This window comes from Curtobacterium sp. S6, assembly GCF_000710345.2.
GTDB lineage: Bacteria > Actinomycetota > Actinomycetes > Actinomycetales > Micrococcaceae > Rothia.
Map to the genome: position 1 here is coordinate 510384 of NZ_JHEL01000015.1, position 25389 is coordinate 535772.

Annotated in this window: 24 protein-coding genes, 1 tRNA gene and 1 other RNA gene; 12 read left to right on the forward strand and 14 right to left on the reverse strand. The window is 65.4% G+C overall.

The window, feature by feature from the left end; genetic code table 11:
• Positions 1-5: 5 nt before the first annotated feature.
• Positions 6-1145: an AMP-binding protein gene (locus CURSPS6_RS04535; protein WP_051687630.1), complete on the reverse strand. Its 1140-nt coding sequence runs from the start codon at positions 1143-1145 to the stop codon at positions 6-8.
• Entirely contained in the window at positions 1142-1738 is a 597-nt protein-coding gene (locus CURSPS6_RS04540; RefSeq protein WP_152978055.1) for a biotin transporter BioY, read from the reverse strand. The genes CURSPS6_RS04535 and CURSPS6_RS04540 overlap by 4 nt, the downstream gene beginning before the upstream one ends.
• 209 nt (positions 1739-1947) lie before the next feature.
• On the opposite strand from CURSPS6_RS04540, the gene def reads away from it, so the two are divergent.
• Positions 1948-2529: a peptide deformylase gene (gene def, locus CURSPS6_RS04545; RefSeq protein WP_030014450.1), complete on the forward strand. Its 582-nt coding sequence runs from the start codon at positions 1948-1950 to the stop codon at positions 2527-2529.
• Between the two features lie 42 nt (positions 2530-2571).
• Here the strand turns inward: def and CURSPS6_RS04550 are convergent, their stop codons facing one another.
• Positions 2572-3330, reverse strand: coding sequence for a YaaA family protein (locus CURSPS6_RS04550; RefSeq protein WP_030014452.1), 759 nt, complete (start codon positions 3328-3330; stop codon positions 2572-2574).
• 28 nt (positions 3331-3358) lie between these two features.
• Between CURSPS6_RS04550 and rnpB the strand changes: the two genes are divergently transcribed.
• Positions 3359-3729: RNase P RNA component class A (gene rnpB / locus CURSPS6_RS09425), an RNA gene on the forward strand.
• A gap of 50 nt (positions 3730-3779) precedes the next feature.
• Here rnpB and CURSPS6_RS04555 read toward each other — a convergent pair.
• On the reverse strand, positions 3780-4667 hold the full coding sequence (locus tag CURSPS6_RS04555) for a Nif3-like dinuclear metal center hexameric protein (protein WP_030014453.1): 888 nt from the start codon (positions 4665-4667) through the stop codon (positions 3780-3782).
• 114 nt (positions 4668-4781) lie between these two features.
• Between CURSPS6_RS04555 and msrA the strand changes: the two genes are divergently transcribed.
• The 3 genes from msrA to epsC all read left to right on the forward strand — a co-directional run bounded on the left by msrA (position 4782) and on the right by epsC (position 7126).
• Positions 4782-5312, forward strand: coding sequence for a peptide-methionine (S)-S-oxide reductase MsrA (gene msrA / locus CURSPS6_RS04560; RefSeq protein ID WP_030014454.1), 531 nt, complete (start codon positions 4782-4784; stop codon positions 5310-5312).
• A 75-nt stretch (positions 5313-5387) separates the two neighbouring features.
• The gene (gene cysK / locus CURSPS6_RS04565; protein WP_030014456.1) at positions 5388-6323 is read left to right on the forward strand and encodes a cysteine synthase A; all 936 of its coding nucleotides are present in this window, start codon (positions 5388-5390) and stop codon (positions 6321-6323) included.
• Between the two features lie 218 nt (positions 6324-6541).
• On the forward strand, positions 6542-7126 hold the full coding sequence (epsC, locus tag CURSPS6_RS04570) for a serine O-acetyltransferase EpsC (RefSeq protein ID WP_030014458.1): 585 nt from the start codon (positions 6542-6544) through the stop codon (positions 7124-7126).
• Positions 7127-7222: 96 nt separating this feature from the next.
• Here epsC and gndA read toward each other — a convergent pair whose 3' ends face one another.
• The 3 genes from gndA to CURSPS6_RS04585 all read right to left on the reverse strand — a co-directional run bounded on the left by gndA (position 7223) and on the right by CURSPS6_RS04585 (position 9420).
• Positions 7223-8713, reverse strand: a complete 1491-nt coding sequence (gndA, locus tag CURSPS6_RS04575; protein WP_051687631.1) for an NADP-dependent phosphogluconate dehydrogenase — start codon at positions 8711-8713, stop codon at positions 7223-7225.
• 83 nt (positions 8714-8796) lie between these two features.
• A tRNA-Val gene (locus CURSPS6_RS04580) sits at positions 8797-8872 on the reverse strand.
• A gap of 134 nt (positions 8873-9006) precedes the next feature.
• Complete coding sequence (locus tag CURSPS6_RS04585) at positions 9007-9420, reverse strand: DUF3052 domain-containing protein (protein WP_030014462.1); 414 nt, start codon at positions 9418-9420, stop codon at positions 9007-9009.
• A 354-nt stretch (positions 9421-9774) separates the two neighbouring features.
• Between CURSPS6_RS04585 and aceE the strand changes: the two genes are divergently transcribed.
• The 5 genes from aceE to fabF all read left to right on the forward strand — a co-directional run bounded on the left by aceE (position 9775) and on the right by fabF (position 16417).
• Entirely contained in the window at positions 9775-12516 is a 2742-nt protein-coding gene (aceE, locus tag CURSPS6_RS04590) for a pyruvate dehydrogenase (acetyl-transferring), homodimeric type (protein ID WP_030014463.1), read from the forward strand.
• A gap of 100 nt (positions 12517-12616) precedes the next feature.
• On the forward strand, positions 12617-13519 hold the full coding sequence (locus CURSPS6_RS04595; protein WP_030014465.1) for an ACP S-malonyltransferase: 903 nt from the start codon (positions 12617-12619) through the stop codon (positions 13517-13519).
• 20 nt (positions 13520-13539) lie between these two features.
• Positions 13540-14574 (forward strand): beta-ketoacyl-ACP synthase III, encoded by a 1035-nt coding sequence (locus CURSPS6_RS04600; RefSeq protein WP_030014466.1) that lies wholly within the window; start codon positions 13540-13542, stop codon positions 14572-14574.
• A 199-nt stretch (positions 14575-14773) separates the two neighbouring features.
• Positions 14774-15019 (forward strand): acyl carrier protein, encoded by a 246-nt coding sequence (locus CURSPS6_RS04605; RefSeq protein WP_030014467.1) that lies wholly within the window; start codon positions 14774-14776, stop codon positions 15017-15019.
• Between the two features lie 129 nt (positions 15020-15148).
• Positions 15149-16417, forward strand: coding sequence for a beta-ketoacyl-ACP synthase II (gene fabF / locus CURSPS6_RS04610; RefSeq protein WP_030014469.1), 1269 nt, complete (start codon positions 15149-15151; stop codon positions 16415-16417).
• 178 nt (positions 16418-16595) lie between these two features.
• Here fabF and CURSPS6_RS04615 read toward each other — a convergent pair whose 3' ends face one another.
• From CURSPS6_RS04615 to CURSPS6_RS04640, 6 genes are all read right to left on the reverse strand, one after another.
• Positions 16596-17102, reverse strand: a complete 507-nt coding sequence (locus CURSPS6_RS04615) for a DUF3145 family protein (protein ID WP_030014470.1) — start codon at positions 17100-17102, stop codon at positions 16596-16598.
• A gap of 171 nt (positions 17103-17273) precedes the next feature.
• Complete coding sequence (locus tag CURSPS6_RS04620) at positions 17274-18221, reverse strand: tyrosine recombinase XerC (RefSeq protein ID WP_030014472.1); 948 nt, start codon at positions 18219-18221, stop codon at positions 17274-17276.
• Positions 18222-18224: 3 nt separating this feature from the next.
• Complete coding sequence (locus tag CURSPS6_RS04625) at positions 18225-19067, reverse strand: uroporphyrinogen-III synthase (protein WP_051687632.1); 843 nt, start codon at positions 19065-19067, stop codon at positions 18225-18227.
• 89 nt (positions 19068-19156) lie between these two features.
• Complete coding sequence (gene dprA / locus CURSPS6_RS04630; RefSeq protein WP_160319773.1) at positions 19157-20446, reverse strand: DNA-processing protein DprA; 1290 nt, start codon at positions 20444-20446, stop codon at positions 19157-19159.
• Complete coding sequence (locus CURSPS6_RS04635) at positions 20443-21978, reverse strand: YifB family Mg chelatase-like AAA ATPase (protein ID WP_030014476.1); 1536 nt, start codon at positions 21976-21978, stop codon at positions 20443-20445. The genes dprA and CURSPS6_RS04635 overlap by 4 nt, the downstream gene beginning before the upstream one ends.
• Positions 21978-22361: a YraN family protein gene (locus tag CURSPS6_RS04640; protein ID WP_030014478.1), complete on the reverse strand. Its 384-nt coding sequence runs from the start codon at positions 22359-22361 to the stop codon at positions 21978-21980. The genes CURSPS6_RS04635 and CURSPS6_RS04640 overlap by 1 nt, the downstream gene beginning before the upstream one ends.
• Positions 22362-22592: 231 nt before the next feature.
• Between CURSPS6_RS04640 and CURSPS6_RS04645 the strand changes: the two genes are divergently transcribed.
• Positions 22593-22928, forward strand: coding sequence for a hypothetical protein (locus tag CURSPS6_RS04645; protein ID WP_235503671.1), 336 nt, complete (start codon positions 22593-22595; stop codon positions 22926-22928).
• An 84-nt stretch (positions 22929-23012) separates the two neighbouring features.
• Here the strand turns inward: CURSPS6_RS04645 and CURSPS6_RS04650 are convergent, their stop codons facing one another.
• Complete coding sequence (locus CURSPS6_RS04650; protein WP_030014481.1) at positions 23013-23570, reverse strand: helix-turn-helix domain-containing protein; 558 nt, start codon at positions 23568-23570, stop codon at positions 23013-23015.
• An 83-nt stretch (positions 23571-23653) separates the two neighbouring features.
• Between CURSPS6_RS04650 and CURSPS6_RS04655 the strand changes: the two genes are divergently transcribed.
• Positions 23654-25309: a bifunctional NAD(P)/FAD-dependent oxidoreductase/class I SAM-dependent methyltransferase gene (locus CURSPS6_RS04655; RefSeq protein ID WP_082470078.1), complete on the forward strand. Its 1656-nt coding sequence runs from the start codon at positions 23654-23656 to the stop codon at positions 25307-25309.
• The last annotated feature ends 80 nt before the right edge of the window (positions 25310-25389 follow it).

Below are 25389 nucleotides of genomic sequence, written 5' to 3' on the forward strand. Positions count from 1 at the left end.
TGTGGTCACTGGCCGATATCGGGTCGGATCTCCGCCAGCCTTAAAAATTCTTCGGGCGAGAGCCGCCGGATCTTTCCGGCGGAGGTCCTCGGCAAGGTACGGACGATCTTCCACCGACGCGGTCGTTCCGCGGGGCTCAGCGCGGCCGCCGCCTCATTTTTAAGGAACGCCTCATCGACGCGTCCCTCAATCTCCAGGGCCGCGGCGACCAGCATCCCGGCCCGCCGGCTCGGCACCCCGACCACCAGCGAGGCTCTCACCCCCGGTAATCCGTTGAGCACCGCTTCCACGTCCGCGGGAATCACGGTGGCCCCTGCCGTCAGGATGGCGTCGTCATCGCGCCCGTGCATCACCAGACGCCCCGCGTTCAGGCTCGCCCGGTCGCCGACCGTCGCCCACGACCCGTCTCGCCTCCAGTTTCCGTCCCCGCCGATGGAGCTCAGCGCCATCTGCTGGGTCTTGACCCATAGCACCCCGTCGCGGATGTCGACCTCGACGCCTTCGAAGATCTCCGCGCCGTCTCCGGCGTCGACGGCGATCAGACTGAATTCCGACGCGCCCACGTAGCCGTAAACGGATATCCCGTGCCGTTCGGCCCGCGACCTAAGCTCCGCCGGCAGACGATCCCCGCCCACCAGAGCCACTCGGAGCCGGCTGGGGCATCCGGCGTCGAGGAGATCGACGGCGTCGCTGAGGTGCCACGGTGTGCCGTGCAAAACCGTGGCATCGAGAATATCGGCGGCACCCAGGCGAGAGTGCTGGGGAACCGAAAACTCGAAACCGGTATGCGCGGCGTGGGAAGCGGCGAAGGTCGCCATCGATGAGACCGGGTGGACCGGTATCAGCATGCGGTCGTCGGCGCCGATCCCGGTCACCTCGTTCAGGCGCGGATAGGCCACGTCCCAGGAGCGCTGGGTCCGCACGATAATCCGGGGGCGCCCCGTGCTTCCGGACGTCAGCACGGCCCAATCGGCCTCGTCCGGTATATCGGCATCCACGGCCGCGTCGACCAGCTCCCGCCAGCGAGTCTCCGACCACCGCTCGTCACCGACGAGGGGCACCCCGCCCGCCGCGCGAACCGCCAAGGCTTGCCGCAGAATCTGCCCGTGGTCAGGCCCTCGAAGCGGCGTCAGGCGGGAATTCACCGCTGGAACGCCCTCGGATATGCCTTCCAGAGGGACATCGTCACGAGGCACGCGATCACCAGCTTGATCAGATCGCCCGGGATGAAGGCCAGGGAAGAGATCGCGGCCTGACCGATCGACATGCCCGCGACCGCGGCCTGGACGGGGATGCCCACGGCGTAAATCGCGACGATTCCGCCCAGCAGGCACCCCACGATCGACTTGGCCCAGGTTGGCCGGCCGTTGCCGGAACGCATGACCCAGCCGATGACGGCCGCGCCCAGTATCCAGGAGACGAGATAGCCGGCGCTCGGGCCGACGAACACGCCGAGCCCGCCGCGTCCCCCGGAGAGCAACGGAAGACCGATGGCGACCAGGACGAGGAACAAGAGCATCGAGGCGGCCCCGCGCAGCGGACCGAGAATCGCGCCGGCCAGCATCACTCCCAGGGTCTGCGCCGTGATCGGCACGAGGCCCGGCAAGGGGATGCTTCCGGGCAGCCCCAAGACCGCCACGAGGGCCGCGAAGACGGCGACGTAGGCGATCGATCGCCCCGTGGACGAGCGTGTTGCCGACTCGATGCGCGGCTGACGACTGCGGGACACTGTATTCATACTGAACTCCGTTTCGCTGAACACCGCCCCTCGGTGCGGGCGGAACCGTTCGGGGCGGAGGACCTCGACCCCATTTTTTGAACGGTGTTCAGAATACCTGAGAATTTCACCGGGTGCTTCCAGGACGCCGGGGCCCTCCGACGTGCGGCCTCGAAACGGGATTGGATACGCTGGGATCCGTTCATTCCTCACACCCATCTGGAGCCCCCATGACCATTCGCCCCATCGTGATCACCGGTGAACCCGTCCTGCACTCGCCCACGCGCCACGTCACCGACTTCGACGATGACCTCAGGGCCTTGATCGCGGACATGTTCGAGACCATGGACCGCGCGCACGGCGTCGGCCTCGCGGCAACCCAGGTGGGTGTGCCCCTCCGCCTCTTCACTTTCACGTACGACAACGACGACGACGCGCCCAACCGGGGCGTCCTCGTGAACCCCCAGCTGACGCTCGGCAAGATCTCTGAGGTCGCTCCCGACAAGGACGAGGAGGCAGAAGGTTGCCTCTCCGTGCCCGGCCTGGCGTACCCCCTGAAGCGTGCCGAGTGGATTCACATGAAAGCCCAGGACGAGTTCGGTGCGGTCGTCGAGTTCGACGCGACCGGCTGGTTTGCCCGGGTCATGCAACACGAGACGGACCACCTCGACGGGAAACTCTACGTGGATCGGCTCAACGACCGATGGAGCCGCAAAGCACGGAAGAGAATCAAGGCGGAAGGCTGGGGCGTCCCCGGCCAAACGTGGATGCCGGGCGTGGATGAGGACCCCTTCGGTCACGACGAAGATTAAACGTTGACTTGACGTTCAGGGGACTCGATCGCCCGAACGTCCTCAGTCTCTGAGCACCATCGTCAGTTGCGCTCCGCGACGACCAGCCGATTCCAGTTCCACTTCAGCTTGAGGTTGAAGCACCTCGGCGACATCGTCAACCGAGTAGATCGGCCGGGAAGACTCGACGAGCCACCGGGCGACCTGACCGCGGTAATGCTTCGCCATGTGGGACACGACGCTGCGCTTGCCGTCCCGTTCCCGGACCACCCGAATCGACACGCTTCGATCCGCCGGCGCCTTCCACGCCGCCGCGTACCCCGAGGACCGGCAATCGACGACGACGTGTCCCTCCGAGGCGGCATCGAGCACCGGAGTCAGACGCGATTTCCACCACGAGGCCAGGGTCCCCACATCCGTCATGGACGCCCCGATCGAGAGCCGATAGGCGGGAATCCGGTCGGTGGGGCTGATCACGCCCCAGAGGGCCGAGAAGACAAGGATTGATCCGTCGGCGCGACGACGCGCCTCGTCGCCCAGGCTTCGGTATCCCAAGGCGTCGTAGAGAACCCCGTTGTAGATGTCCATGGCCTCGGCCGTAGGATTGTCCGGGAGCCGCCGGTTGCGGCGGACCTCCCCGGCGAGGCTCGCGCCGGTCTTCAACAGCGCGCCGGCATCCTCGCGGGAGCTGACCTCCACGAGGCGGCTCAGCATGGCCGCACGGTCGTCGCTCAGTTCCGGGAAGGACAACCGCGACAGGTCCAACGCCGACCCGGATTCGGGGGCACTTTTCGATTCGGAAGGCGGAAGCAAGATCAACATTCCACCCAGTGTAGAGTTGTCCTCCGGACGGGTCGGACGGACGATCGCGCGGCGTGTTGTGCGCCTCGAGGAAAGTCCGGGCTCCGCAGAGCAGAATGGTGGATAACGTCCACTCGGGGTAACCCGCAGGCCAGTGCCACAGAAAATAGACCGCCCGCTATCGGCGGGTAAGGGTGAAACGGTGGTGTAAGAGACCACCAGTTCCCGTGGCGACGCGGGAAGCTCGGTAAACCCCATTCGGAGCAAGGTCAGACAGAGTGCGCTACGAGGGCTGCTCGCCCCAAGCACTCGGGTAGACCGCTTGAACCGTCGAGCAATCGACGGTCTAGATGGATGATCGTCACCGCCCTGGGCAACCGGCGGCGGATACAAGACCCGGCTTACGCTCCGACCCGTCCACCTTTCGTCTAAGCGCCGCGATCCGCCCTCGGGCAGCCCTCGGGCAGCCCTCAGCGGGCGTACCCCGATCCTTCGGGATCGGTCGACGCGGAAACCGGAACGTCTTCCGGCACGATGACAAAATCCCACGGGTCCGTATTCACGCTGCTCAGCAGAATCTCGACCTCGAATCCCTTGCCCGCGAGGTTCTCCTGGAGCATGCGCGCCCCGTGGGCGAGCCACAGCTCCTCGCTGGCAAAGTGCGAGCAGTCGATGAGGTAGGGAGCCCCACCGTCGATCAGGGCGCGCTCTCGGGCCTCGGAGGCCGGGTGATGCCGCAGATCCGCGGTCACGTAGACGTCCGCGCCAGCGTGCCGGACCTCGTCGAATAGCGAGTCCCCCGCCCCGCCGCATACCGCGACGCGTCGCACGGTACCGTCCTTGGGGCCGGCCACCCGCAGACCACCCGCCGTTGGCACCAGAACGGACGCCAGGCGACGAGCGAGGTCGCCCAACGTGGTCTCGTGGGGAAGATCGCCGACCCTGCCGATGCCGGTCTCCCCCTCCGGATCGCCGAGAGGGCGCGCGGATTCCACGCCGCACGCCTCGATCAACGCGTCCGAGACCCCGCCGAGCATGCTGTCCGCGTTCGTGTGGGAGGCCAAGAGACCGCATCCTCCCTCGATCAGGGTGTGGAGCACGCGGCCCTTATCGTTCGAGGAGGGCAAAAATGAAGCGCCCCGCATCAGCAGAGGGTGGTGGGTGATGAGCAATTGGCATTCGGCATCGATGGCCTCGCGGGCCGTGCCTTGCACCGCGTCGACGGCGAAGAGGACGCGGTCGACAGGGGCGTCAGGATGCCCGCTGACCAGCCCGCTGGCGTCCCAGTCCTGGGCAAGGCTGACGGGCCACAATTCGTGGGCGGCTTCAACGACGTCGTTCAGGCTGGGAGTAGTCATGGGTCTCAGTCTATGGAAGCCGCCGCGGTTCGTCAGGAGTCTTACTCATGTCATAGGTCTTCCCACAGCGAAACCCTGGTGACGGACCACCGTGTCGGAACCGACAATGTCCCTATGAAGGAATTCACCGTTGCCGCAGGATGTTTTTGGTGCCTCGACGCCGTCTACCAACGAACGCGAGGGGTGTCGTCGTCTATCTGCGGATACACGGGCGGTGAGACGGTAGACCCCACCTACTCCGAGGTGTGTAGCGGTCAAACCGGTCACGCCGAAGCGATCCGCGTGACGTTCGACGAGGACGTCGTTCCCGAGGACGTCATCATGGATATGTTCTTCACGACCCACGATCCGACCAGCCTCAACCGCCAGGGATTCGACATCGGGACTCAGTACCGGTCGGCCCTCTTTTACCGGGACGAGGCCGAGAAGAAGTTCTTCGAGGACCAGATCGCCCGCGCCCAACGACTCTTCGACGCCCCGATCGTGACCACGCTGGAACCCTCGCAGACCTTCTACCGCGCGGAAGAGGTCCATCAGGACTTCGAACGGGAGAACCCCTATAGCGGCTATTGCCAGGTCATCATCGGTCCCAAGCTCCGGAAGGCCCGGGAATATTACAAGATGTGGCTCGACCCCGCTGTCTGACACCGCGGCGGACTACCGTAGTGGATCGAGAGAACCGTTCCCCTGCCGAATGTTTTCACGACGAAAGGCGACATCATGGCAAAGATTCTGAACAACGTGACCGAGGCCATCGGAGCCACCCCGCTGGTCCGCTTGAACCAGTTGGACAAGGACCTCCCGGCGAACGTCGCCGTCAAGCTCGAGTTCTACAACCCGGCGAACTCGGTCAAGGACCGCATCGGCAAGGCGATCATCGACGCCGCCGAGAGGTCCGGGCAGCTGCGTCCCGGCGGCACGATCGTCGAGGGCACCTCCGGCAACACCGGAATCGCCCTGGCCATGGTGGGTGCGGCACGCGGATACAAGGTCATCCTGACCATGCCCGAGACCATGTCCACCGAGCGCCGGGTCATGCTTCGAGCCTACGGTGCCGAGATCGTTTTGACCCCCGGCGCGGAAGGCATGCGTGGCGCCGTGGATAAGGCCGCGGAGATCGTCGAAAACTCCGACAACGCCGTTTTGGCCCGTCAGTTCGAGAACGAGGCCAACCCTCAGGTTCATTACGACACGACCGGCCCGGAGATCTGGGAAGACTCCGAAGGCGCCGTCGACATCTTCGTCGCGGGCATCGGTACCGGCGGCACGATCTCCGGCGCCGGCAAGTACCTCAAGGAACAAAAGCCCGAGGTCAAGGTCGTCGCCGTGGAGCCGTCCGACTCCCCCTTGTTGACCGAAGGCAAGGCCGGACCCCACAAGATTCAGGGTCTGGGCGCCAACTTCGTCCCAGAGACCCTGGACCAGAACATCTACGACTCGGTGACCGACGTCAACCTCGACGACGCCGTGCGTGTGGCCCGCGAGCTCGGCGCCAAGGAAGGCATCTTGGGAGGCATCTCCTCGGGCGCCAACGTGTGGGCCGCTCTCGAGGAAGCAAAGAAGTCCGAGAACGAGGGCAAGCTCATCGTGACGGTCGTCTGCGACTTCGCGGAGCGTTACATCTCCACCGTTCTCTACGAGGACATCCGGGGCTAAGTCGCCCCGTTGCTCCGAGCGCTCAACGGTGCCCACGCGATCCCGTCGCGTGGGCACCGTTCTGTGAGCCGCTGACCTTTTCCACATGTCGACACCCGGGAATACGAGTCCCGGCCCCGCGGTTGGACCCCTTCAGAACCTCCGCGACCCCTGCTGATCCTCCGCGATCACGCATTTGCCCGCGATTCCATGCCCGTTCTTCGAAAGCGACCACGACAGTGAGTTTCTCCAGCCGCCTCCGGGAAGACCTGACCACCGCCCGCACCCACGACCCAGCCGCCCGCGGGAATCTCGAGATCATCCTCAATTATTCGGGTCTCCACGCGATTTGGATGCATCGCTTCACGCACCGATTGTGGCAGCAGGATCGATACCGAACCATCGCGCGGACCCTGTCACAGGTCACCCGGTGGCTCACAGGCGTCGAGATTCACCCCGGGGCGACCATCGGTCGGCGGTTTTTCATCGATCACGGAATGGGGATCGTCATCGGCGAAACCACCGAAATCGGCGACGACGTCATGCTCTACCACGGGGTCACGCTCGGCGGGCGCTCGCTGGAACGGGTCAAGAGGCATCCGACGCTGGGCCACCGCGTCACGGTCGGCGCGGGCGCCAAGGTTTTGGGGCCGATCACGATCGGCGATGATTCGGCGGTGGGCGCCAATGCCGTGGTGGTCCATGACGCACCGGCCGACTCGATCGTCACCGGCATTCCGGCCGAGGCTCGGCCACGGACCCCGGAGAAGAAAGCCCCCTTGGTCGACCCGGTGACCTACATCGATCCGGCCATGTGGATCTAGGCCCACGAAAAATCACACATGCCGGTGCCCCTCGCGATCGCGAGGGGCACCGGCATGTGTGTATGTCACCGGCGTCGCCGTGGCCGGCGGCCGGTCTTAGTCCGTCTGGATTTCCGACCGGTCCTCGGACCACAGCGTGTGGAAGGTTCCGGGCTCATCGACCCGCTGATAGGTGTGCGCGCCGAAGAAGTCACGCTGCCCCTGGATTAGGGCCGCGGGAAGGCGCTTCCGGCGAAGACCGTCGTAGTACGACAGCGACGAAGCGAAGACAGGCACCGGCACGCCGAGAGCCGTCGCCTTAGAGACCACGCGACGCCACGACGGGAGGAGGTCTTCCAGGATCTTCACGAACCCGGGGGCCAGCAGCATGTTCACGGGAGCGTTCTCGCCCTTGTAGGCCGCCATGATTTCACCGAGGAGTTCGGCGCGGATGATGCAACCGTTGCGCCACAGGGAGGCGATGGTGTCGAGCTTCAGGTCCCACCCGAATTCCTCGCCTGCGGAGGACAGCATGTCGAGCCCCTGGGCGTAGGAGACGAGCTTCGACGCGTACAGCGCCTTGCGAACGTCCTCGATGAACTCCGGGTCGCCCTGCGCCACGCCCGTCGAGGCGATGAGACCCGCAGACAGCTTGTCCTGGGCTTCCTCGCGGGCCTGGGTATTGGAGGAGGACAGCGCCCGGGCGAAGACCGACTCGGCGATCCCGGAGACCGGCGAGCCGAGGTCTAGGGCCGACTGAACGGTCCACCGGCCGGTGCCCTTCTGACCGGCCTGATCGACGACGACGTCCACCAGTGGCTTGCCGGTTTTCTGGTCCACCTGAGAGAGCACCTCGGAGGTGATCTCGATCAGGTAGGAATTGAGATCGGTCTCATTCCACTTCTTGAAGACTTCGGCCTGTTCCTGGGGCTCGAGGCCCGCTACGGAACGCAGGAGGTCGTAGGCCTCACCGATGACCTGCATGTCCGCGTACTCGATGCCGTTGTGGACCATCTTGACGAAGTGGCCGGCGCCATCGGTGTCGATCCAGGCGCAGCAGGGAGCGCCGTCGTCCGCCTTGGCGGAGATCTTTTCCAACATGGGGCCGAGGGACTGGTAAGACTGCTTCGAGCCGCCGGGCATGATCGACGGGCCGTTGAGGGCCCCCTCCTCGCCGCCCGAGACTCCCACACCGACAAAATGCAGGCCGTGCTCGGCGCATTCCTTCTCACGGCGGATGGTGTCCTTGAAGTACGAGTTGCCACCATCGATGATGATGTCGTCCTTGTCGAGGAGCGGAATCAGGGACTCGATCACCGAGTCGACGGGCGCGCCGGCCTTGACCATGATGAGGATGCGTCGCGGCCGCTCGAGGGACGAGACCAGCTCCTTCAACGTTTCGGTCCGAACGAAGTTTCCGTCACCGCCGTGCTTGGCCAGGAGGTCATCGGTCTTTGCCGACGTCCGGTTGTGGAGGGCAACGGTGTACCCGTTCCGAGCCAAGTTGCGGGCCAAATTTGCGCCCATCACGGCCAAACCGGTCACACCGATCTGGGCCTTGCCAACGTTTTCCGCGGGATTCTGGGGAGAAGTGCTATCAACTGCCATGCACTCCAGGTTACGCCGTCGCGCGGGCACCTCGGACACAGAACCTCAAGATTTCGCCGACGATCGCAGAGGGCGGACAACAATGGTGGGTCCTACCGGGATCGAACCGATGACATCCACGGTGTAAACGTGGCGCTCTACCAGCTGAGCTAAAGACCCTTGACAACCGAGTGGGCCACTTATTCAGCAGCCAGCACCCGATCTGATTGATTACAGTACATGCAACGGAAAGTCCGGCAACAATTCAGGCGGTTCCCCAGCCAGTGAAGTTCACCACAGCGCCGGGGAAAGGCTCAGAATCGCGTCGTCACGAGCCGCGTGGCCGCCCAGTCTTCGGAGGCTTGAGCGCTCGTCGTGAGCTTCAGTCCGGCCACCGGGGCGGCCTCTTGGATTTCCGCCGGGGGCACGTGGCCGTCGCGGCCGGCTTTCGGGGTAAGAACCCACACCACGCCGTTTTCGTCGAGCGTCGTGAGGGAATCGACCAGGGCGTCGACGAGATCTCCGTCTCCTTCGCGCCACCAGAAGAGGACGGCGTCCACCACTTCCTGGTCTTCTTCGTCGAGAAGTTCAGAACCGGTGACGTCTTCCAGGTCCTCCCGAAGGACGAAATCGACATCGTCCTCGTAGCCGAACTCTTGGATGAGATCCCCATCCTTGAAACCAAGCAGGACAGCCGGACGATCGCCGGCGGTCTTGGTCTCGCTCACGTATTTGCCTCCTGATGTTGGTTTGCCCCGGGCGTTCCCGAGGTCGTCCACGCCGGCGACTCGCCAGCGCCGCGTTGACCCGAGGCCACCGCGTGAGACTCACTCTATCAAGTGGCGTCCAATTCCTCGTGATTCCTGACACTTAGGCGAAGAATGGTGACTGGTCGAAGGCGGTAACGCGCCCCGCGTGCCGGGGCAAGTACCATGGTGGAGACCGGAAAAGTTCATCAATCACCATGCCGGTGTGACACCATAGGTTGGGTAAAGCCCAGAGTGGGACGAGTTGTGCCTGCCCTATTCACCCCAATCTCGGGGTGCGAGCTTTCTCCTCACATCGACAAAGAGAGGTTCCACGTGGCTCCCTCAGAGACGAATGACCACATCCTCAGCGCCCTCACCTTGGGCCTGTCGGACCAGGATCATGAAGAGACCTCCGAATGGATCGAGGCCTTTGACGCCTTGGTTGAAGCTCAGGGCACCGAACGTGCTCAGTTCATCATTCGGCGACTGCTCCAACGCGCTGGCGCGAAGAGCATTCAGGTCCCCACCGTCACCACCACCGACTACGTCAACACGATCCCCGTCGACCAGGAACCCGAGTTCCCCGGTGACGAAGAGATCGAGCGCCGCTACCGCGCACTGATGCGCTGGAACGCGGCCGTCATGGTGCACCGCGCACAGCGCCCAGAGATCGGCGTTGGCGGACACATTTCGAGCTTCGCCGGCGTGGCGACGCTCTACGAAGTGGGCATGAACCACTTCTTCCGCGGACAGGATCACCCCGGCGGAGGAGACCAGGTCTTCTTCCAGGGCCACTCCTCCCCCGGCAACTACGCCCGCGCGTACCTCGAAGGTCGCCTCACGGAAGACCAGCTCGACGGTTTCCGCCAGGAGAAGACCAAGGGGGCCAACGGCCTCCCGTCGTACCCGCACCCCCGATGCCAGCCCAATTTCTGGCAGTTCCCGACCGTGTCCATGGGCATCGGCCCGCTGAACGCCATCCATCAGGCCCAGTTCAATAAGTACCTGGATAACCGCGGCATCAAGGACACCTCGCAGCAGCACGTGTGGGCATTCCTCGGCGACGGCGAGATGGACGAGCCGGAGTCACGCGGCGCATTGCAGCTGGCCGCCAACGACAAGCTCGACAACCTGACGTTCGTGGTCAACTGCAACCTTCAGCGCCTCGACGGCCCCGTTCGCGGCAACGGCAAGATCGTTCAGGAACTTGAAGCGTTCTTCCGCGGTGCCGGTTGGCACGTCATCAAGGTTCTCTGGGGCCGCGAGTGGGACGACCTGCTCGAAAAGGACCAGAACGGCGAGCTCGTTCGGATCATGAACGAGACCCCCGATGGCGACTACCAGACCTACAAGGCAGAATCCGGCGGATTCGTCCGTGAGCACTTCTTCGGCAAGTCCCCCGAGACCAAGGAAATGGTCGCGGACATGTCCGACGAAGAGATCTGGGCCCTGAAGCGCGGCGCCCACGACTACCGCAAGGTCTACGCCGCGTACAAGCAGGCCATGGAGACCAAGGGACGCCCGACCGTCATCCTGGCCCAAGGCATTAAGGGCTACGGGCTGGGCAGCCACTTCGAGGGCCGCAACGCGACCCACCAGATGAAGAAGCTGACCCTGGAGGATCTCAAGATCTTCCGCGATCGCCTGCGCATCCCGATCACCGACGAAGAGCTCGAGAAGGATCTCTACGGAGCGCCGTACTACCACCCGGGCAAGGACGCCCCGGAGATCAAGTACATGCTCGAGCGTCGCAAGGAACTCGGCGGATTCCTGCCCTACCGCGACGGTTCGCAGCGCGAACTGGTCCTGCCCTCGGATAAGGCCTACGCGGTCGCGAAGAAGGGCTCCGGAAAGCAGATGGCGGCCACGACCATGGCCTTCGTCCGCTTGCTCAAGGACCTCATGCGCGACAAGGAATTTGGTCAGCACCTCGTGCCGATCATTCCCGACGAGGCACGAACCTTCGGCATGGATTCGTTCTTCCCGTCGCAGAAGATCTACAACCCGAACGGTCAGAATTACCTGTCGGTGGACCGCGAGCTGATGCTCGCCTACAAGGAGTCGGCCCAGGGCCAGCTCCTGCACGTGGGCATCAATGAGGCCGGTGCCACCGCGGCATTCACCGCCGTCGGATCCTCGTACTCCACGCACGGCGTGCCGATGATTCCGATCTACATCTTCTACTCGATGTTCGGTTTCCAGCGCACGGGTGACGCCTTCTGGGCCGCCGCCGACCAGTTGGCCCGCGGTTTCATCGTGGGCGCCACGGCCGGCCGCACGACCCTGACGGGCGAGGGCCTCCAGCACATGGACGGTCACTCCCCCATCTTGGCCTCGCAGAACCCCGCCGTGATTCACTACGACCCGGCTTACGGCTACGAGATCGGCCATATCGTCAAGCGCGGTCTCGAGCACATGTACGGGACCGGCGACGAGGACCACAACGTCATGTACTACATGACGGTCTACAACGAGCCGATCATCCAGCCGGCCGAGCCCGAGGGACTGGACGTCGAGGGGCTGCTGAAGGGCATTTACCTGCTCAAGCCCGCCGAGGTCGACGGTCCCCGAGCCCAGCTGCTCGCCTCCGGCGTCGGTGTTCCGTGGGCCCTCGAGGCCCAGGAGCTCCTCGCCAAGGACTGGAACGTCTCGGCCGATGTCTGGTCGGTGACCTCGTGGAACGAACTGCGACGCGACGGCCTGGCCGCCGAGCGCGAGTCCATGCTGCACCCGGATGCCGAACCCCGCGTTCCTTTCGTGACCCAGCAGCTCGAAGGCGCGGTCGGCCCGATCGTGGCCACCTCCGACTTCGTCTCGGAGGTTCCGGACCAGATTCGCCAGTTCGTGCCCAACGAATTTGCCAGCCTGGGCGCCGACGGATTCGGTTTCTCCGATACCCGTGCGGGCGCACGCCGGTTCTTCAAGATCGATGCCCACTCCATGGTCGTGCGCGCGCTCGAAATGCTCGCCCGCCGCGGAGAGGTCGACAAGGACGTTCCGTCCCAGGCGATCGAAAAGTACGATCTGCTCGACGTCAACGCTGGCACCAGCGGAAATGCCGGCGGCGACTCCTGAGTTGCCGTGAAGGCGCCGCGGCCGAATCCTCCCGATTCGGCCGCGGCGCCTTTTGTCTTTGAATGTGACTGAAACCTACGATTCTGGAAAGCTGTACAGCGTGTTAGCAATTCTCTGCCCAGGACAGGGCTCCCAAAAACCCGGTTTTCTCACTCCCTGGCTCGAGGTCGAAGGAGTGACCGAACGTCTCACGGCCCTCGGCACGGCCGCCGACCTCGACCTGATCCACTATGGAACCGAGGCCGACGAAGAAACCATCAAGGACACCGCGATTGCCCAACCGCTCATCGTGGCCGCGGGAATCGTGGCCGGAGAGTTGCTGACCGAGCGGGTACGCGAAGAGCGCGTGCTCTGGGCCGGTCATTCGGTCGGTGAGATCACCGCCGCGGCCCTCTCGGGCGTCCTGACCCCCGAGGATGCCATGCGCTTCATCAAGGTCCGCGCGTCCGGAATGGCCAAGGCCGCCGCCGCCGAGCCGACCGGAATGTCGGCCGTGATCGGCGGCTCCGAGGATGAGGTCCGCGCGGCGATCGACGCCGCGGGTCTCACCGCGGCCAACGCCAATGGCGGCGGGCAGATCGTGGCGGCGGGAGCCATCGCGGATCTCGAGGCATTCGCCGAGAATCCCCCCGCCAAGACCCGGGTCATTCCCCTCAAGGTGGCCGGTGCCTTCCACACCTCCTACATGCGTCCGGCCGTCGCCGAACTTCAGGAACTCGCCCACGACCTGGCCCCGGACGAGCCCGTGACCACCCTGCTGTCCAATAAGGACGGCAAGCCCGTGACGTCCGGTGCGGCCGCCGTGCAGAGCCTCGTCGACCAGGTGACCCGTCCGGTCCGTTGGGATCTGTGCATGCAGACCATGCTGGATGCCGGCGTGGATCAGCTCGTCGAGCTGACGCCCGCCGGAACCCTGATCGGCCTCGCGAAGCGCGGCATGAAGGGCGTCCCCGGCACGGCGCTGAATACACCCGAGCAACTGGAAGACGCGTTCGGCAAGTAGCTCGAACCGATGGAAAAGAGATAATCGTGGTCACCTTGAAGTCGGCTCCCGTCGAGAAGTACACCCGCATCCTCGGAGTCGGTGCCGCCCGGCCCGACGTGGTCGTCACCAATGACGACGTCTGCCAGTGGATCGACTCGTCGGACGAGTGGATTCGCTCACGCACCGGAATCAGCACCCGCCGTCGCGCGGACGCCGACACGTCGGTATTCGACCTTGCCCTTGAGGCGGCCAAGGACGGCATGGAACATGCCGGTGTGACCGGCGAACAGATCGACGCGGTGGTGGTTTCGACCGTCTCCCATCCCTATGCCACGCCGTCACTCGCGGCCAAGCTCGCCGATGCGATCGGTGCGACGCCAGCCCCCGCGTACGATATCTCGGCGGCGTGCGCCGGTTACTGCTACGGAATCGCCCAGGCCGACGCCTTGGTCAAGGCCGGGGCGGCCAGGCACGTCTTGGTCATTGGGGCCGAAAAGCTCTCGGACTTTATCGACAATGGCGAACGCTCCATATCGTTCCTGCTGGGGGACGGCGCGGGTGCGGCCGTCGTCGGCCCTTCGGACGAGCCCGGAATCTCCCCCACCGTGTGGGGTTCCGACGGTTCCAAATGGGAAACCATCAATATGACGCATTCCATGCTCGAACTGCGAAATAGGGATTGGGTCGCCAACCCCGTCGAGGCCGAGGAAAAGGTCTGGCCGACCCTGTACCAGGACGGCCCCTCGGTATTTCGCTGGGCCGTCTGGGAAATGGCGAAGGTTGCCAAGGAGGCGCTCGACCGCGCGGGAATCTCGGCCGAGGCTCTCGGCGCCTTCATTCCCCACCAGGCGAATATGCGAATCATCGATCAGATGGTCAAGACCCTCAAGGTCCCGGAGCATGTCTCGGTGGCGCGAGATATCGCCGAGATGGGCAATACCTCGGCCGCGTCCATCCCCCTGGCCACGCGGCGGCTCCTGGACGAGCAGCCCGAATTGTCGGGAAAGCCCGCCCTGCAGATCGGATTCGGTGCGGGGCTGGTCTTTGCCGCTCAGGTCGTCATCCTTCCGTGACGTGGAGGGCCACGATTCCTCCGGGTCCTAGAATTTGCCCCGTGTGAGAAGGCCCAGCTACCGGCGCGTTCGGCGTCAAAACGATAAAGTAAGAAATGGTTCATGCCCGTTCGATCGGGATACAACGGTTTTCACGAAACCGCATGACAACGCGCGCATCGTTGATCCGGTGCGTGATCACACAATTAAGGAGTACATCATGGCTGATAAGAACGAGATCCTCTCCGGCCTCGCAGAGATCGTCAACGAAGAGACCGGCGTTGAGACCGCCGATGTTCAGCTCGAGAAGTCCTTCACCGAGGACCTCGATATCGATTCGATCTCGATGATGACTATCGTCGTCAACGCCGAGGAAAAGTTCGGCGTGACCATTCCGGACGAAGAGGTCAAGAACCTGACCACCGTCGGCGACGCCGTAGACTTCATCGCGAACGCCTCCGAGTAGTCGTGTGATGGGCGCGGTGCCCCCGGTACCGCGCCCTGACTTCTCCCCAACCGTTCATTTCCGCCCACGAACAGGTCGTCCGGTGCGGACCCAGCCCATCGATGTGGGCGGAGACAAGAAAGACGTGAGATGAGTCAGAAAGTAGTAGTCACCGGACTGGGTGCGTTTTCCCCCATCGGTGGCACCGTTTCCGAAACGTGGGACAACGCTCTGAAGGGTGTGTCCGGCGTCAAGGCCATCACCGAAGACTGGGTCGCAGAGTACGACATCCCGGTATATATCGCTGGACGGGTCAGCCAACCTGTCGAGGAGTCCGAGTTCATCTCGAAGGTCGAGACCAAACGCCTCGATCCGTCCGGACAATTCGCCGTCATCGCGGCCCGGGAGGCTTGGAAGGATGCCGGGTTCAGCGCAGGTGACGCCGACCAGGCCGACGAGTTGGATCCCGAACGGCTAGCCGTCTCCTTCGGAACGGGCATCGGCGGCGTGTGGACCTTGCTGAACAGCTGGGACACCCTGCGCGAACGCGGTCCGCGACGCATTTTGCCCATGACCGTTCCCATGCTGATGCCCAATGGCGCCGCCGCGGCCATCTCGCTGAATCACAAGGCTCGTGCCGCCGCGCAGACCGTCGTCTCCGCGTGCGCCTCGAGCACCGAGTCCCTCCACGTGGGGCTCGAGCTCATTCGTAGCGGAAAGGCCGACGTCGTCATCACCGGCGGGACGGAGTCGGCCATCCATCCCATGACTCTCGCTTCCTTCGCCAAGATGCAGGCGCTCTCCAAGAGGAACGACGATCCCGAGGCGGCTTCGCGTCCGTACGATGTCGACCGTGACGGTTTCGTCATGGGCGAGGGCGCCGCGGCGCTCATCCTGGAATCGGAGGAGCACGCCAAGGCCCGTGGAGCCACCGTCTACGCGGAGCTCGCGGGAACCGGGGTCTCGTCGGACGCCCATCACATCACCGCCAACGATCCCGAGGGGACCGGTGCCGCACGCAGCATCCGCGAGGCCCTCGAGGCCGGCGACATCGCGGTCAACGACGTCGTCCACGTCAATGCGCACGCGACCTCTACCCCCGTGGGCGACCCGGCCGAGGCGGTTGCGTTGCGCGTGGCCTTCGGCGATCACACGGACAACATCGCGGTGTCTGCGACCAAGTCGATGACCGGTCACCTCTTGGGCGCCGCGGGCGCTCTCGAGGCCGTCATGACGGTCTTGTCGGTGCGCGATCGCAAGGCCCCGTCCACGGTCAATCTGGAAAATAAGGATCCCGAGATCGACCTCGACGTCGTCACGACGGCGCGCGAGTTGCCGTCCGGCGATATCGTGGCGCTGTCCAACTCCTTCGGCTTCGGCGGGCACAACGCCGTGGCAGCTTTCCGAAGCGTCAGCTAGGCACTCGAACCGACGCTCGTCGTTGGAGGAACGACGTATCGGGTGACGCGGAAAAGCCCCGGTGAGCCATTTGGCCACCGGGGCTTTTCCATGCGCGGAATCTCTCGCGGAGAGTCAAAGGGCTCGACACCGCTGCGGTCGGGTCACCGGGTCCGTGTGCGGCGGGCGCCGAGAGGAATCAACCGACGCGGTGAAGGAAACGGACGTTGCTGGGCGTGATGGTGGTTTCCCGCAGGGGCTCCAGCTCGGTGTCCCAGGCTTCTCCCAACGCCAGCGAGAACTGCCCCAGGAGCGCCGCGGGGTCGCCCTTGGCCATTTCGTAGGCGTATCGCACGCGGTCTTCGGTGATGACTGTGTTGCCGAGGGAATCCGTCATGCCGTAGAAGATTCCGAGCTCCGGGGTATAGGCCCAACGCCCGGCGTCTGCACCGGGGCTAGCTTCCTCGGTCACCTCGAAACGGAGGTTCCTGAGCCGTTGAAGGGCCGAGGCGAGGAGAGCGCCGGTCCCCTGCGGTCCGTGCCATTCCAGGGTGGTCCTCACGGTGCCCGGCAAGGCCTCCTGCGGGTACCACTCAAGGTCCGCCGACCGGCCGGCCACGGACTCCAGCGCCCAACGGATGTGCGGGCACAGCGCCTGAGGGGTTGCGTGTACGTGCAAAACCCCTCGGGTTGATGTCGTGTTCACGATAGCTCCCATGTCATCGACAGATACGTCTTCCCCTACGATCTGCGTGATGAGCATCGGCGTAGCAACCTCGACTCAATGGTTAGTATTCTGCCCCATAAAGCTCATCTCGCAAAGGGCCCACACGGGATGGACCGGGCCGATCCGGATCCGTCGTGAACCCGTGCCGAACTATGCGCGGGGATGTGCCTGACGATAGGTCTTGGATAGTCGCTCGACGGAGACGTGCGTATAGATCTGGGTGGTGGCCAGGGTCGAGTGGCCCAGCATTTCCTGCACGGCCCTGATGTCGGCCCCGCCGTCGACCATGTGGGTGGCCGCCGTGTGCCGGAAAACATGCGCGCCCGTGGCCCCCGAACTCGTCGCGCGATCCAATACCGTGTTGAGGTCTTCCCGGATTTGCCGGGAGCCCGCCCGTTTTCCGCGAACCCCCACGAAAAGGGCGTTTTCGGCGGTCTTGACCCATTGGATTCGTCCGTGCCTGACCCACCGGTCGATCGCGCGGATCGCCGGGGCGCCCACGGGAATCGTTCTTTGCTTATTGCCTTTGCCCGTGACTGTGATCGTTCGACGCTCGGTATTAACGTCCGACAGGTTGAGGCCGCACAGCTCCGCCACGCGGACCCCGGATCCGTAGAGGAGCTCGATGACCGCGTTCGTGCGCAATGCCAAGGCGTTATCGGGATCTTCCCGCAGGTCCTCTTCCAGCAGGCCCAGAAGATTCTCCATGTCCTGTGAGCTCAGGACCTTGGGCAGGCTTCGGTGGCCCCGAGGGGACTGGATCCTCAGGGCGGGGTTGGTGGCGAGTTTTCCTCGGCCATGCCCCCACGCATAGAACGACCGAGCGCTCGAGGCCTTGCGCGACAACGTGGTTCGGGCCTCTCGACGCTCGAATCCGCGGCCGAGCCATTCCCGGAGATGATCGAGCTCAATCTCCCAGGGCGAGCCCAAGCCGGATGACTGCGCGAAACGAAAGAGCTCGGTGAGATCCGAAGTGTAGGCCCGAAGCGTCTCGGGGCTGCGTGCCTTTTCGTATCGGAGATAGTCCTCGTACTCGCCGAGCGCCTCGGCAAAGGCCTCCCCGAGTTCTCCGAGATCGTGGCGATGTTCTTCGCGCACTGATTACCCCCGGTCCTGGCCGCGCGAGGAATACTCGGCGGCCCATGCGGACGCGAGCTTAAGCAGGGCTCCGAGCCGGAAGCGCGGCGGCACTCGAACCGAAAGACCCGCCTCTTTCAGGGGTTGGGCCGTCACGTCCCCCACCGCGAGCAAGGCCGTCTCCCTTTCGTCGATGCGACGGCCGACAGCCGACAGCTCGGCGTCGCTCATGTGGGCCAGCCATTGCTCGGCCCCACCCGCCGAGGTAAAGAGGACCCCGGTGCCGGAGCCTTGCGCGGCGGCCTCGATGCTCCGCCTCAGCGGCGCGGGGTCGGTGGGCGGCACGGATTTATAGGCCACGATGGGTTCCACGACGGCGCCGCGGGATTCGATGAGTTCATCGAGACCGTCGGCTCCGGTGCCATGATGTTGGACGACCACGTGGCGTCCGGTCAGCTCCATCCCGGACAGGTGCCGGGCGACGTCGTCGGCGGTCTCTTCCTCCGAGACCCAATCCACCGGGATGCCCTCCGCCCGGAGCGCGCCGAGGGCCTTGGCCCCGCGGGCCAGCACCCGGGCCTGCCCCACCGATTCGCGCAGCTCGACCCCGAACTCGTGACGATCGGCCGCGGTAAGCCAACCCCTCAACCCAACGCCGGTGGTCACGACCACGATGTCAGGGTGTGAAGTGGCGATCCGCCTACTGGCACGAATGAGATCCTCGTCGCGGTCCACCTCCGTGGTGACCAAAGCCGGGCAGTGTTCCACCCGCACTCCCTTTCGCTGGAGCGCGCGTTGAATGTCCTCGGCTTTTCGCTGGGCGGTCACGTAGACGTGCACGTCGTGTTCGTCGGTCTTCACCAGCACCGGTTGGTCTCCTCCACGATGATTCGGCAGCCATGGGCTGCGTGGTCTCCTCACTGTACCGTCGCCTCAGGGCGATCAGGGCGAATGCTTCATCTCGTGATGCGCCACAGCCCACCCTCACACCGTGCCAAGCCCACCATCTCGAGGTGTGCCAGCGACGCCATGACCGTGCGGATGGGCAGCGAAGCCACCGAACAGAGACGTTCCGGCGCCACACCACGCCCCGCGGGCAGGGCGTCTCGGACCAGGGCCTGTTCCTGGCTTAAGACGGGGTCGTTGGTTTCAGGACCGCTCGTTGACCCGGCTTCCCGGCCCGAGGCTCCATCGCCGCCCGGTATGGCCGGCAGCAGGGCGCGCAGGTCTTCCGCGCACGTGATCAGTTCCACCGGGGCCTCGGAGACCATACGGTGGCAGCCGGCCGACTGATCGCTGAAGACCGGCCCGGGGACGACGCCGACCGTTCTGCCGAGTTCCAGGCCGTGACGCGCCGTGTTCAGCGCCCCCGAACGGAACCGGGCCTCGACCACCACGATGACCTCGGACAGCGCGGCGATCAGTCGATTGCGCTGGAGGAACCGATGTCGCATGGGGCTGGCCCCCGGATTCAGTTCGGTGAGGATCAGGCCCGCTGATTCGATGTCTTCCAGCAAACCGTGGTGGGCACGAGGATAGGACCGGTCGATGCCACAGGCCAGGAAGGCGATGGTGGTCGGTGACGACGTGCCGACCGCCAGTGCGGTGCGATGGGCCGCGGCGTCGATGCCGAATGCCGCGCCGGAGAGGATCGCATAACCGTCGCCCGCCACGGAACTGACGAGATGGTTCGTGACCTCCACGCCGTAGGCCGTGGCGTCCCGGCAACCGACGACCGAAAGGTTGCGGGACCTCGGCGCGGACAGCCCGGCCCGGTCCCCGCGGCCCCACAGTCCTATGGGCGCAAGGTGCCCCAAGTCCCGCAGCGCAGAGGGCCAGTCCGGGTCCTCCGGGGTTGCCAGCCATGCGCCGCGCCCGTTCATGGTGCGCTCCGTCGCCAGCGGGTTCCGAAGCGGCTTTCGGTGCCTCCACCGTTCCCAGGCCTTATCGAGGCCTTCCGGCTCCGCCTTGTCCGATAGTTCCGGAGATGTCATCCGAACCTTGTCGATCTCCGCTGGCGAGGGCTTCCGCCCGCAGACGATCTCCGCGGCGGGGACCGGGCCCAGCGCGCCGATCAGGGCCATGCCGAGGTAGTCCTGCGGCTCGAGCACATGCATGAGCTGGATACGGGCCTCCCGGGCCTCGTCCGCCCGACCGACGGCCCCCGACCCACGGTTCACGGATGTCGACGCCTTCGTAACGGCCCGGGGCGCCGTGTGTTCGTCCGTCTCGTAGGAGCGCGTCATGCTTCCCATCCCCTTCCGGTGCGCAATCCGATGGCGGCGTCGATGTGATCCCGGCGGGGCGACTCGGCGCCGTCGAGGTCAGCCAGGGTCCAGGCCACGCGCTCGATGCGATGGCATCCGCGCAACGTCAGGTCTCCTCGTTCCTGCAACCGTTTGAGGCCCGTGAGGACCTTCGGAGGCAGGCGAAGCTGGTCCCGGAGGTGGCTGCCCCGGATTTCCGAATTCGACGATATGCCCAATTTGCGAAGCCTTTCCCTGGCACGAGCCCTGGCCTGAGCGACCCTGGCCGCCACGGTCGCGGAGGATTCCGGGGCGGTGCCCGCGTTGATCTCGCTCCACGACAACTTTGGAACCCTCAGTTGCAGGTCGATCCGATCCAGTAGCGGCCCCGAGATCTTTCCCAGGTAGGAGCGTTTCTCCCTGGGCGCGCACGTGCAGGTCTCCCCTATGCTCATCGACCGACCGCAGGGACACGGGTTCGCGGCAATGACCAGCTGAAACTTGGCCGGATATTTCGCGCTGCCCTTGGCGCGGCTCAGTGTCACGGACCCTGATTCGAGGGGTTGGCGCAGCGCGTCCAACACCCCGCGGCGGAACTCCGGGGCCTCGTCCAGGAACAACACGCCGTGATGGGCCCGAGAGACGGCGCCCGGTTGGGGAAGGCCGCTTCCGCCTCCAACGATCGCCGTGGTCGAGGCGGTGTGGTGGGGGGCCTCCCAGGGAGGCTCGGTCATGAGCCGATTGAGCCGGGCCCCCGGTGAGCCTATCGAATGAATCGACGTCACTTCGTGCGAAGCGCTCTCGTCGAGGACGGGAAGAATTCCGGGCAGCCTCTCGGCCAGCATCGTTTTACCGGTTCCCGGTGGGCCGAACATGGCCAGATGGTGGTTTCCCGCCGCGGCGATCTCCAGGGCCCAACGCCCTTGCTCCTGCCCCACCACATCACAGAGATCAGGAAGCGGACGCGCCGGGGTCGGGTTCGTCAGGGACACGGTCCGCTCGCCGGGCCAACGGAGTCGAGAATCCTCCGCACCGCACCATCTCAGCACGTCCGCCAGGGATTCGAAGGCCACCACCTCGGCCCCCTCGACCAGCCTGGCCTCAGAGCCATTCTCGGCGGCGACGACCACCGTTCGATGGCCCGCCTCGACCGCCGCGCTGACCGCCGGATACACACCCTGAACCGGCCGAAGAGAGCCATCGAGGCCGGCCTCGGCAAGGAACACGCACCGATCGGTGGGGCGTGCCTGACCTGCGGCCTGGATCGCGGCCACCACAATCGCCAGGTCGAAGGCCGTGCCCGCCTTCGGCAGGCTCGCCGGCGTCAGGCTCACCGTGAGCTTTCGGGGCACCAATGGAACACCAGAATTCTTCGCCGCGGATCGAATCCGCTCCCGCGACTCCTTGAGCGACGTATCGGGTAAACCCAACAGGACAAAAGCGGGAAGGGTCTGCCCGATATCGGCCTCGACCTCAATCAGGTGACCCGAAAGCCCCAACAGGGCCACCGTGAAGGTCCGCGCGTACCCCATCAGAGCACCCCCTCCAGGTGCTCCACGGAAAAGCGCCGCTCATGGCCGACGATCGCGATGACGTCGATGCGAACCTGGTCCCGACGCTGGCCGGTAGCGGAACACCAGGCCCCCGCCAGCTGGCACAATCGGGCGGCCTTCGCGGCATCCACCGCCTCGCACGGATGCCCGAAGCTCAGGCTCGACCGGGTTTTGACTTCGCACACGATGATTTGCGGGCCGCGTCGGGCGATGATGTCGATCTCCCCGCGCACACCCGATCCGGCGCGCTGCGGCCGCCAGTTGCGGTCGAGGATGGACCATCCCTTAGCCCGAAGAACGGCCGCGGCCGTTTCTTCTCCCCACAGGCCTACTTTCATCCGTTCACTGCTGCAATGATTCATGCGCCCACGATGCCCCGTCCGGGGCTCGGCCCCATCGAGAACCGGCGCAAACATCGCGTGATGGTGGACAAGACAGCCGATTCCCCAAGCCGAGATGGCCTGTGTACGGCGCCTCCGGCCATGCCCGCCGTCCAGCGCCTCTGGACGCGGTTGGAAGACCCGGTTGATTCCCCGCGGGAAATTCGTGTCAGGAGGCGCCTACCGGATGCGGAGCCGCTGTAGCCTCAAATAATGAGTCTTTCGTACTGGGTTTGTGTAGCCATCACCGTGATCAGTGCGGCCGTGAGTTTCGGATACGCGGTGGCGGCGTTCCACACCGCCGTTCCGGCATCGAAGAACGCGTCCGATGACGCCCTCGCGCGGAGTACCGCGTTGCTCGCGGTAGCGCTGGCGGCGTTCTTCGTGAATTCGGCGGGGTTTGCCGCCGCGGTGGCGGTAGCGATGGTACTCGTGCAAGCGATAGACGCCGGCATCGGGGCGCGTATCCGCGACCCTCTCAAAACGTACGGGCCAGCACTGACCGCGGTTGCCAATCTCGCCGCCCTCGTGTGGATGATCGCCGCCTAGCGCCCTGCACGGCCAAACCCTCGACGCATTGTCCCTGATCCGGTCGGGGACGCGACACGATGGTTGCGCCCGAAATCGTCCCCTTCATTCCTCGCCGTCATGGCGATGCACGACGTGGCCCTCCTGGTCGAAGACCATGATCACCTCCGCAGGGCCCCCTTCCGCGACGAAGGCATGCGGGGTCATCGTGCCGAATTCGGCCGCCTCGCCCGCCTCGACGACGACCGCACGCTCCCCCAAGAAAAGGCGGACCCTGCCTTCCAGCACGAAGAACCAGTCGTGACCCGGGTGCACCCGCTGCTCCGGGGCCGCGGTGGCGGGCTCGAGCCGGACCTTGAGGGCCTTGATGTTGCCCGTCGCCTTGGAGAGCATCCACGTGGTCCGGGAGCCCTCCTGGCTCGCCACGGGCCTGATGACGACGTCGTCGTCGGTCTCGTTCTCGAGCAGGGTCTCGACGTCGGTGCGCAGGGCCCGGGCCAACGGGAGAAGAACATCCAGGCTGATCGCGCGCTTGCCGGTCTCGATCCGACTGATCGTCGAGGGGCTGAGGTTGGAGCGCTCGGCCAGCTCGTCGAGCGAGAGCGACTGCGCGTGGCGGAGGCTGCGCAGCCGGGTGCGCACGACCTGTTCGATCTCGGACACGGGGCTCCTCCTGCGATTCTGGCGATCCTTGCGAATACTGCAAGAGCCTATTCTATATCCGTGAGAATCGCTATGGTTGATCCATGACCTCCAGCGAACAGCACCACGAAAACCAGCCCGGCGCCGACCAGGCCCACCACCACGGCGGCGCCTCACACTCCATCCCTCCCACCATCACCCGGCACGCCGATGTCGCGATCATCGGCGGATCCGCCGCCGGCCTCGCGGCCGCCTTGCAGCTCTCGCGACAGCGTCGGTCCGTGATCGTGGTCGACTCCGCCGAACCGCGCAACGCTCCGGCCGAGGCGATGCACAGCTACCTCGGCCACGAAGGACGCTCGCCGGAGGAATTCCTGCGGATCGCCCGCGAAGAGGTGCGCTCCTACGGCGCAGAGGTGTTGACCGGGCGAGCCCTCGACGTCGCCCGCGATCCCGAGGGCTTCCGCATCGATCTGAGCGGCGGTCATGTACTCCGTGCACGCCGCGTCGTCGCCGCCACCGGCCTGACCGATGAGCTTCCGGACATCCCCGGTCTCGCCGAGCACTGGGGCACGTCGGTCATCCACTGCCCCTTCTGCCACGGCTACGAATCACGGGATGGACGCATCGTCGCGCTCGTGACCTCGCCCGTTGGCCTGCACGCCCTGCCGCTGCTACGCCAGCTCACGGACCAGCTCACCGTCGTGGTGCACGCGGGCGTCCCCGCCGACGACCCGCAACTGGAGACCCTCCGGTCCGCGGGAGTGACGGTGACCCAGGGGCCCGTCGAGCGAATCCTCGACGACGAGGCGGGGCAGCTACGTGCCGTGGAGCTGGCAGACGGTTCCGAGATCGCCGCCGACACCGTCCTCGTCAGCACCCGTCCACACGCGCATGTTTCCCCCTTCGCCGGCTTGGGCCTGACGGCTAGTGAGCATCCCAGCGGCGTCGCGACCTACGTCGAGGCGGATCCGATGACCGGCGCAACGGCCGTGCCTGGCCTCTACGCGGCCGGAACCCTTGCCGAACCCATGCTTCAGGTGCTCCCCACCGCCGCCGCCGGCACGCGGGTCGGGGCGATGGTCAGCTTCGATCTGGCCCAGGAGGATCTCGAGGCCGCAGCACGTCCCGTCGCCCACGCCGCCGATTGGGACGGCCGCTACAGCGGAGATCTCCAGTGGAGCGGAAACCCCAACGGCTCCCTCGTTGCCGAGGTCACGGGCCTGACCCCGGGCACGGCTCTGGACATCGGCGCCGGCGAAGGCGGTGATGCCCTCTGGCTCGCCGAACAGGGCTGGCGGGTGACCGCGAGCGATATCTCGAGCCGGGCCATCGAACGCATCCGCGCCGAGGCACAGCGCCGTTCGGTGCCGGTGGAAACGCTGCAGGCCGACGCCAACGCGGCCGACCCCTTCGCCGGGGCCAAGTATGACCTGGTCACCGCCGCCTACGCCTCGATCCCCCGGACCCCGGACGCACGCGGGACGGCGAATTTCCTCGACGCGGTGGCCCCCGGCGGATGCCTGCTGATCATCAACCACGACGTCAGCGATATCCGGGAGACCCTGTCCCACGCGGAGCAGGATGCCACCAGGCCCTTCGACCACGAGGCCTTCGTCGGCACCTACGACTTCGCGAAGGCGCTCTCCGCCTCGCCGGACTGGGAGATCGAGGTTAACGAGCGTCGGCAGCGTCCCGCCGGTGCGGTCTCGGCCCACCACGTCCACGACGTCGTCCTGCGGGCGCGACGCGTGAGCTGACCGGAGAGCCGCTCCCGACACGGACGCGGTCGATGCCGTGTGCCCGATCAACGGGCGTCGTGGGAAACGTGATGGGCTGC

Excerpts from the sequence above, each read along its gene's own strand:
- CURSPS6_RS04540 (WP_152978055.1), bottom strand. The coding sequence starts at position 1,738 with ATGAATACAGTGTCCCGCAGTCGTCAGCCGCGCATCGAGTCGGCAACA.
- def (WP_030014450.1), top strand. The coding sequence starts at position 1,948 with ATGACCATTCGCCCCATCGTGATCACCGGTGAACCCGTCCTGCACTCG.
- CURSPS6_RS04550 (WP_030014452.1), bottom strand. The coding sequence starts at position 3,330 with ATGTTGATCTTGCTTCCGCCTTCCGAATCGAAAAGTGCCCCCGAATCC.
- CURSPS6_RS04555 (WP_030014453.1), bottom strand. The coding sequence starts at position 4,667 with ATGACTACTCCCAGCCTGAACGACGTCGTTGAAGCCGCCCACGAATTG.
- msrA (WP_030014454.1), top strand. The coding sequence starts at position 4,782 with ATGAAGGAATTCACCGTTGCCGCAGGATGTTTTTGGTGCCTCGACGCC.
- cysK (WP_030014456.1), top strand. The coding sequence starts at position 5,388 with ATGGCAAAGATTCTGAACAACGTGACCGAGGCCATCGGAGCCACCCCG.
- gndA (WP_051687631.1), bottom strand. The coding sequence starts at position 8,713 with ATGGCAGTTGATAGCACTTCTCCCCAGAATCCCGCGGAAAACGTTGGC.
- CURSPS6_RS04605 (WP_030014467.1), top strand. The coding sequence starts at position 14,774 with ATGGCTGATAAGAACGAGATCCTCTCCGGCCTCGCAGAGATCGTCAAC.
- fabF (WP_030014469.1), top strand. The coding sequence starts at position 15,149 with ATGAGTCAGAAAGTAGTAGTCACCGGACTGGGTGCGTTTTCCCCCATC.
- dprA (WP_160319773.1), bottom strand. The coding sequence starts at position 20,446 with ATGACGCGCTCCTACGAGACGGACGAACACACGGCGCCCCGGGCCGTT.
- CURSPS6_RS04635 (WP_030014476.1), bottom strand. The coding sequence starts at position 21,978 with ATGGGGTACGCGCGGACCTTCACGGTGGCCCTGTTGGGGCTTTCGGGT.
- CURSPS6_RS04640 (WP_030014478.1), bottom strand. The coding sequence starts at position 22,361 with ATGAATCATTGCAGCAGTGAACGGATGAAAGTAGGCCTGTGGGGAGAA.
- CURSPS6_RS04645 (WP_235503671.1), top strand. The coding sequence starts at position 22,593 with ATGAGTCTTTCGTACTGGGTTTGTGTAGCCATCACCGTGATCAGTGCG.
- CURSPS6_RS04655 (WP_082470078.1), top strand. The coding sequence starts at position 23,654 with ATGACCTCCAGCGAACAGCACCACGAAAACCAGCCCGGCGCCGACCAG.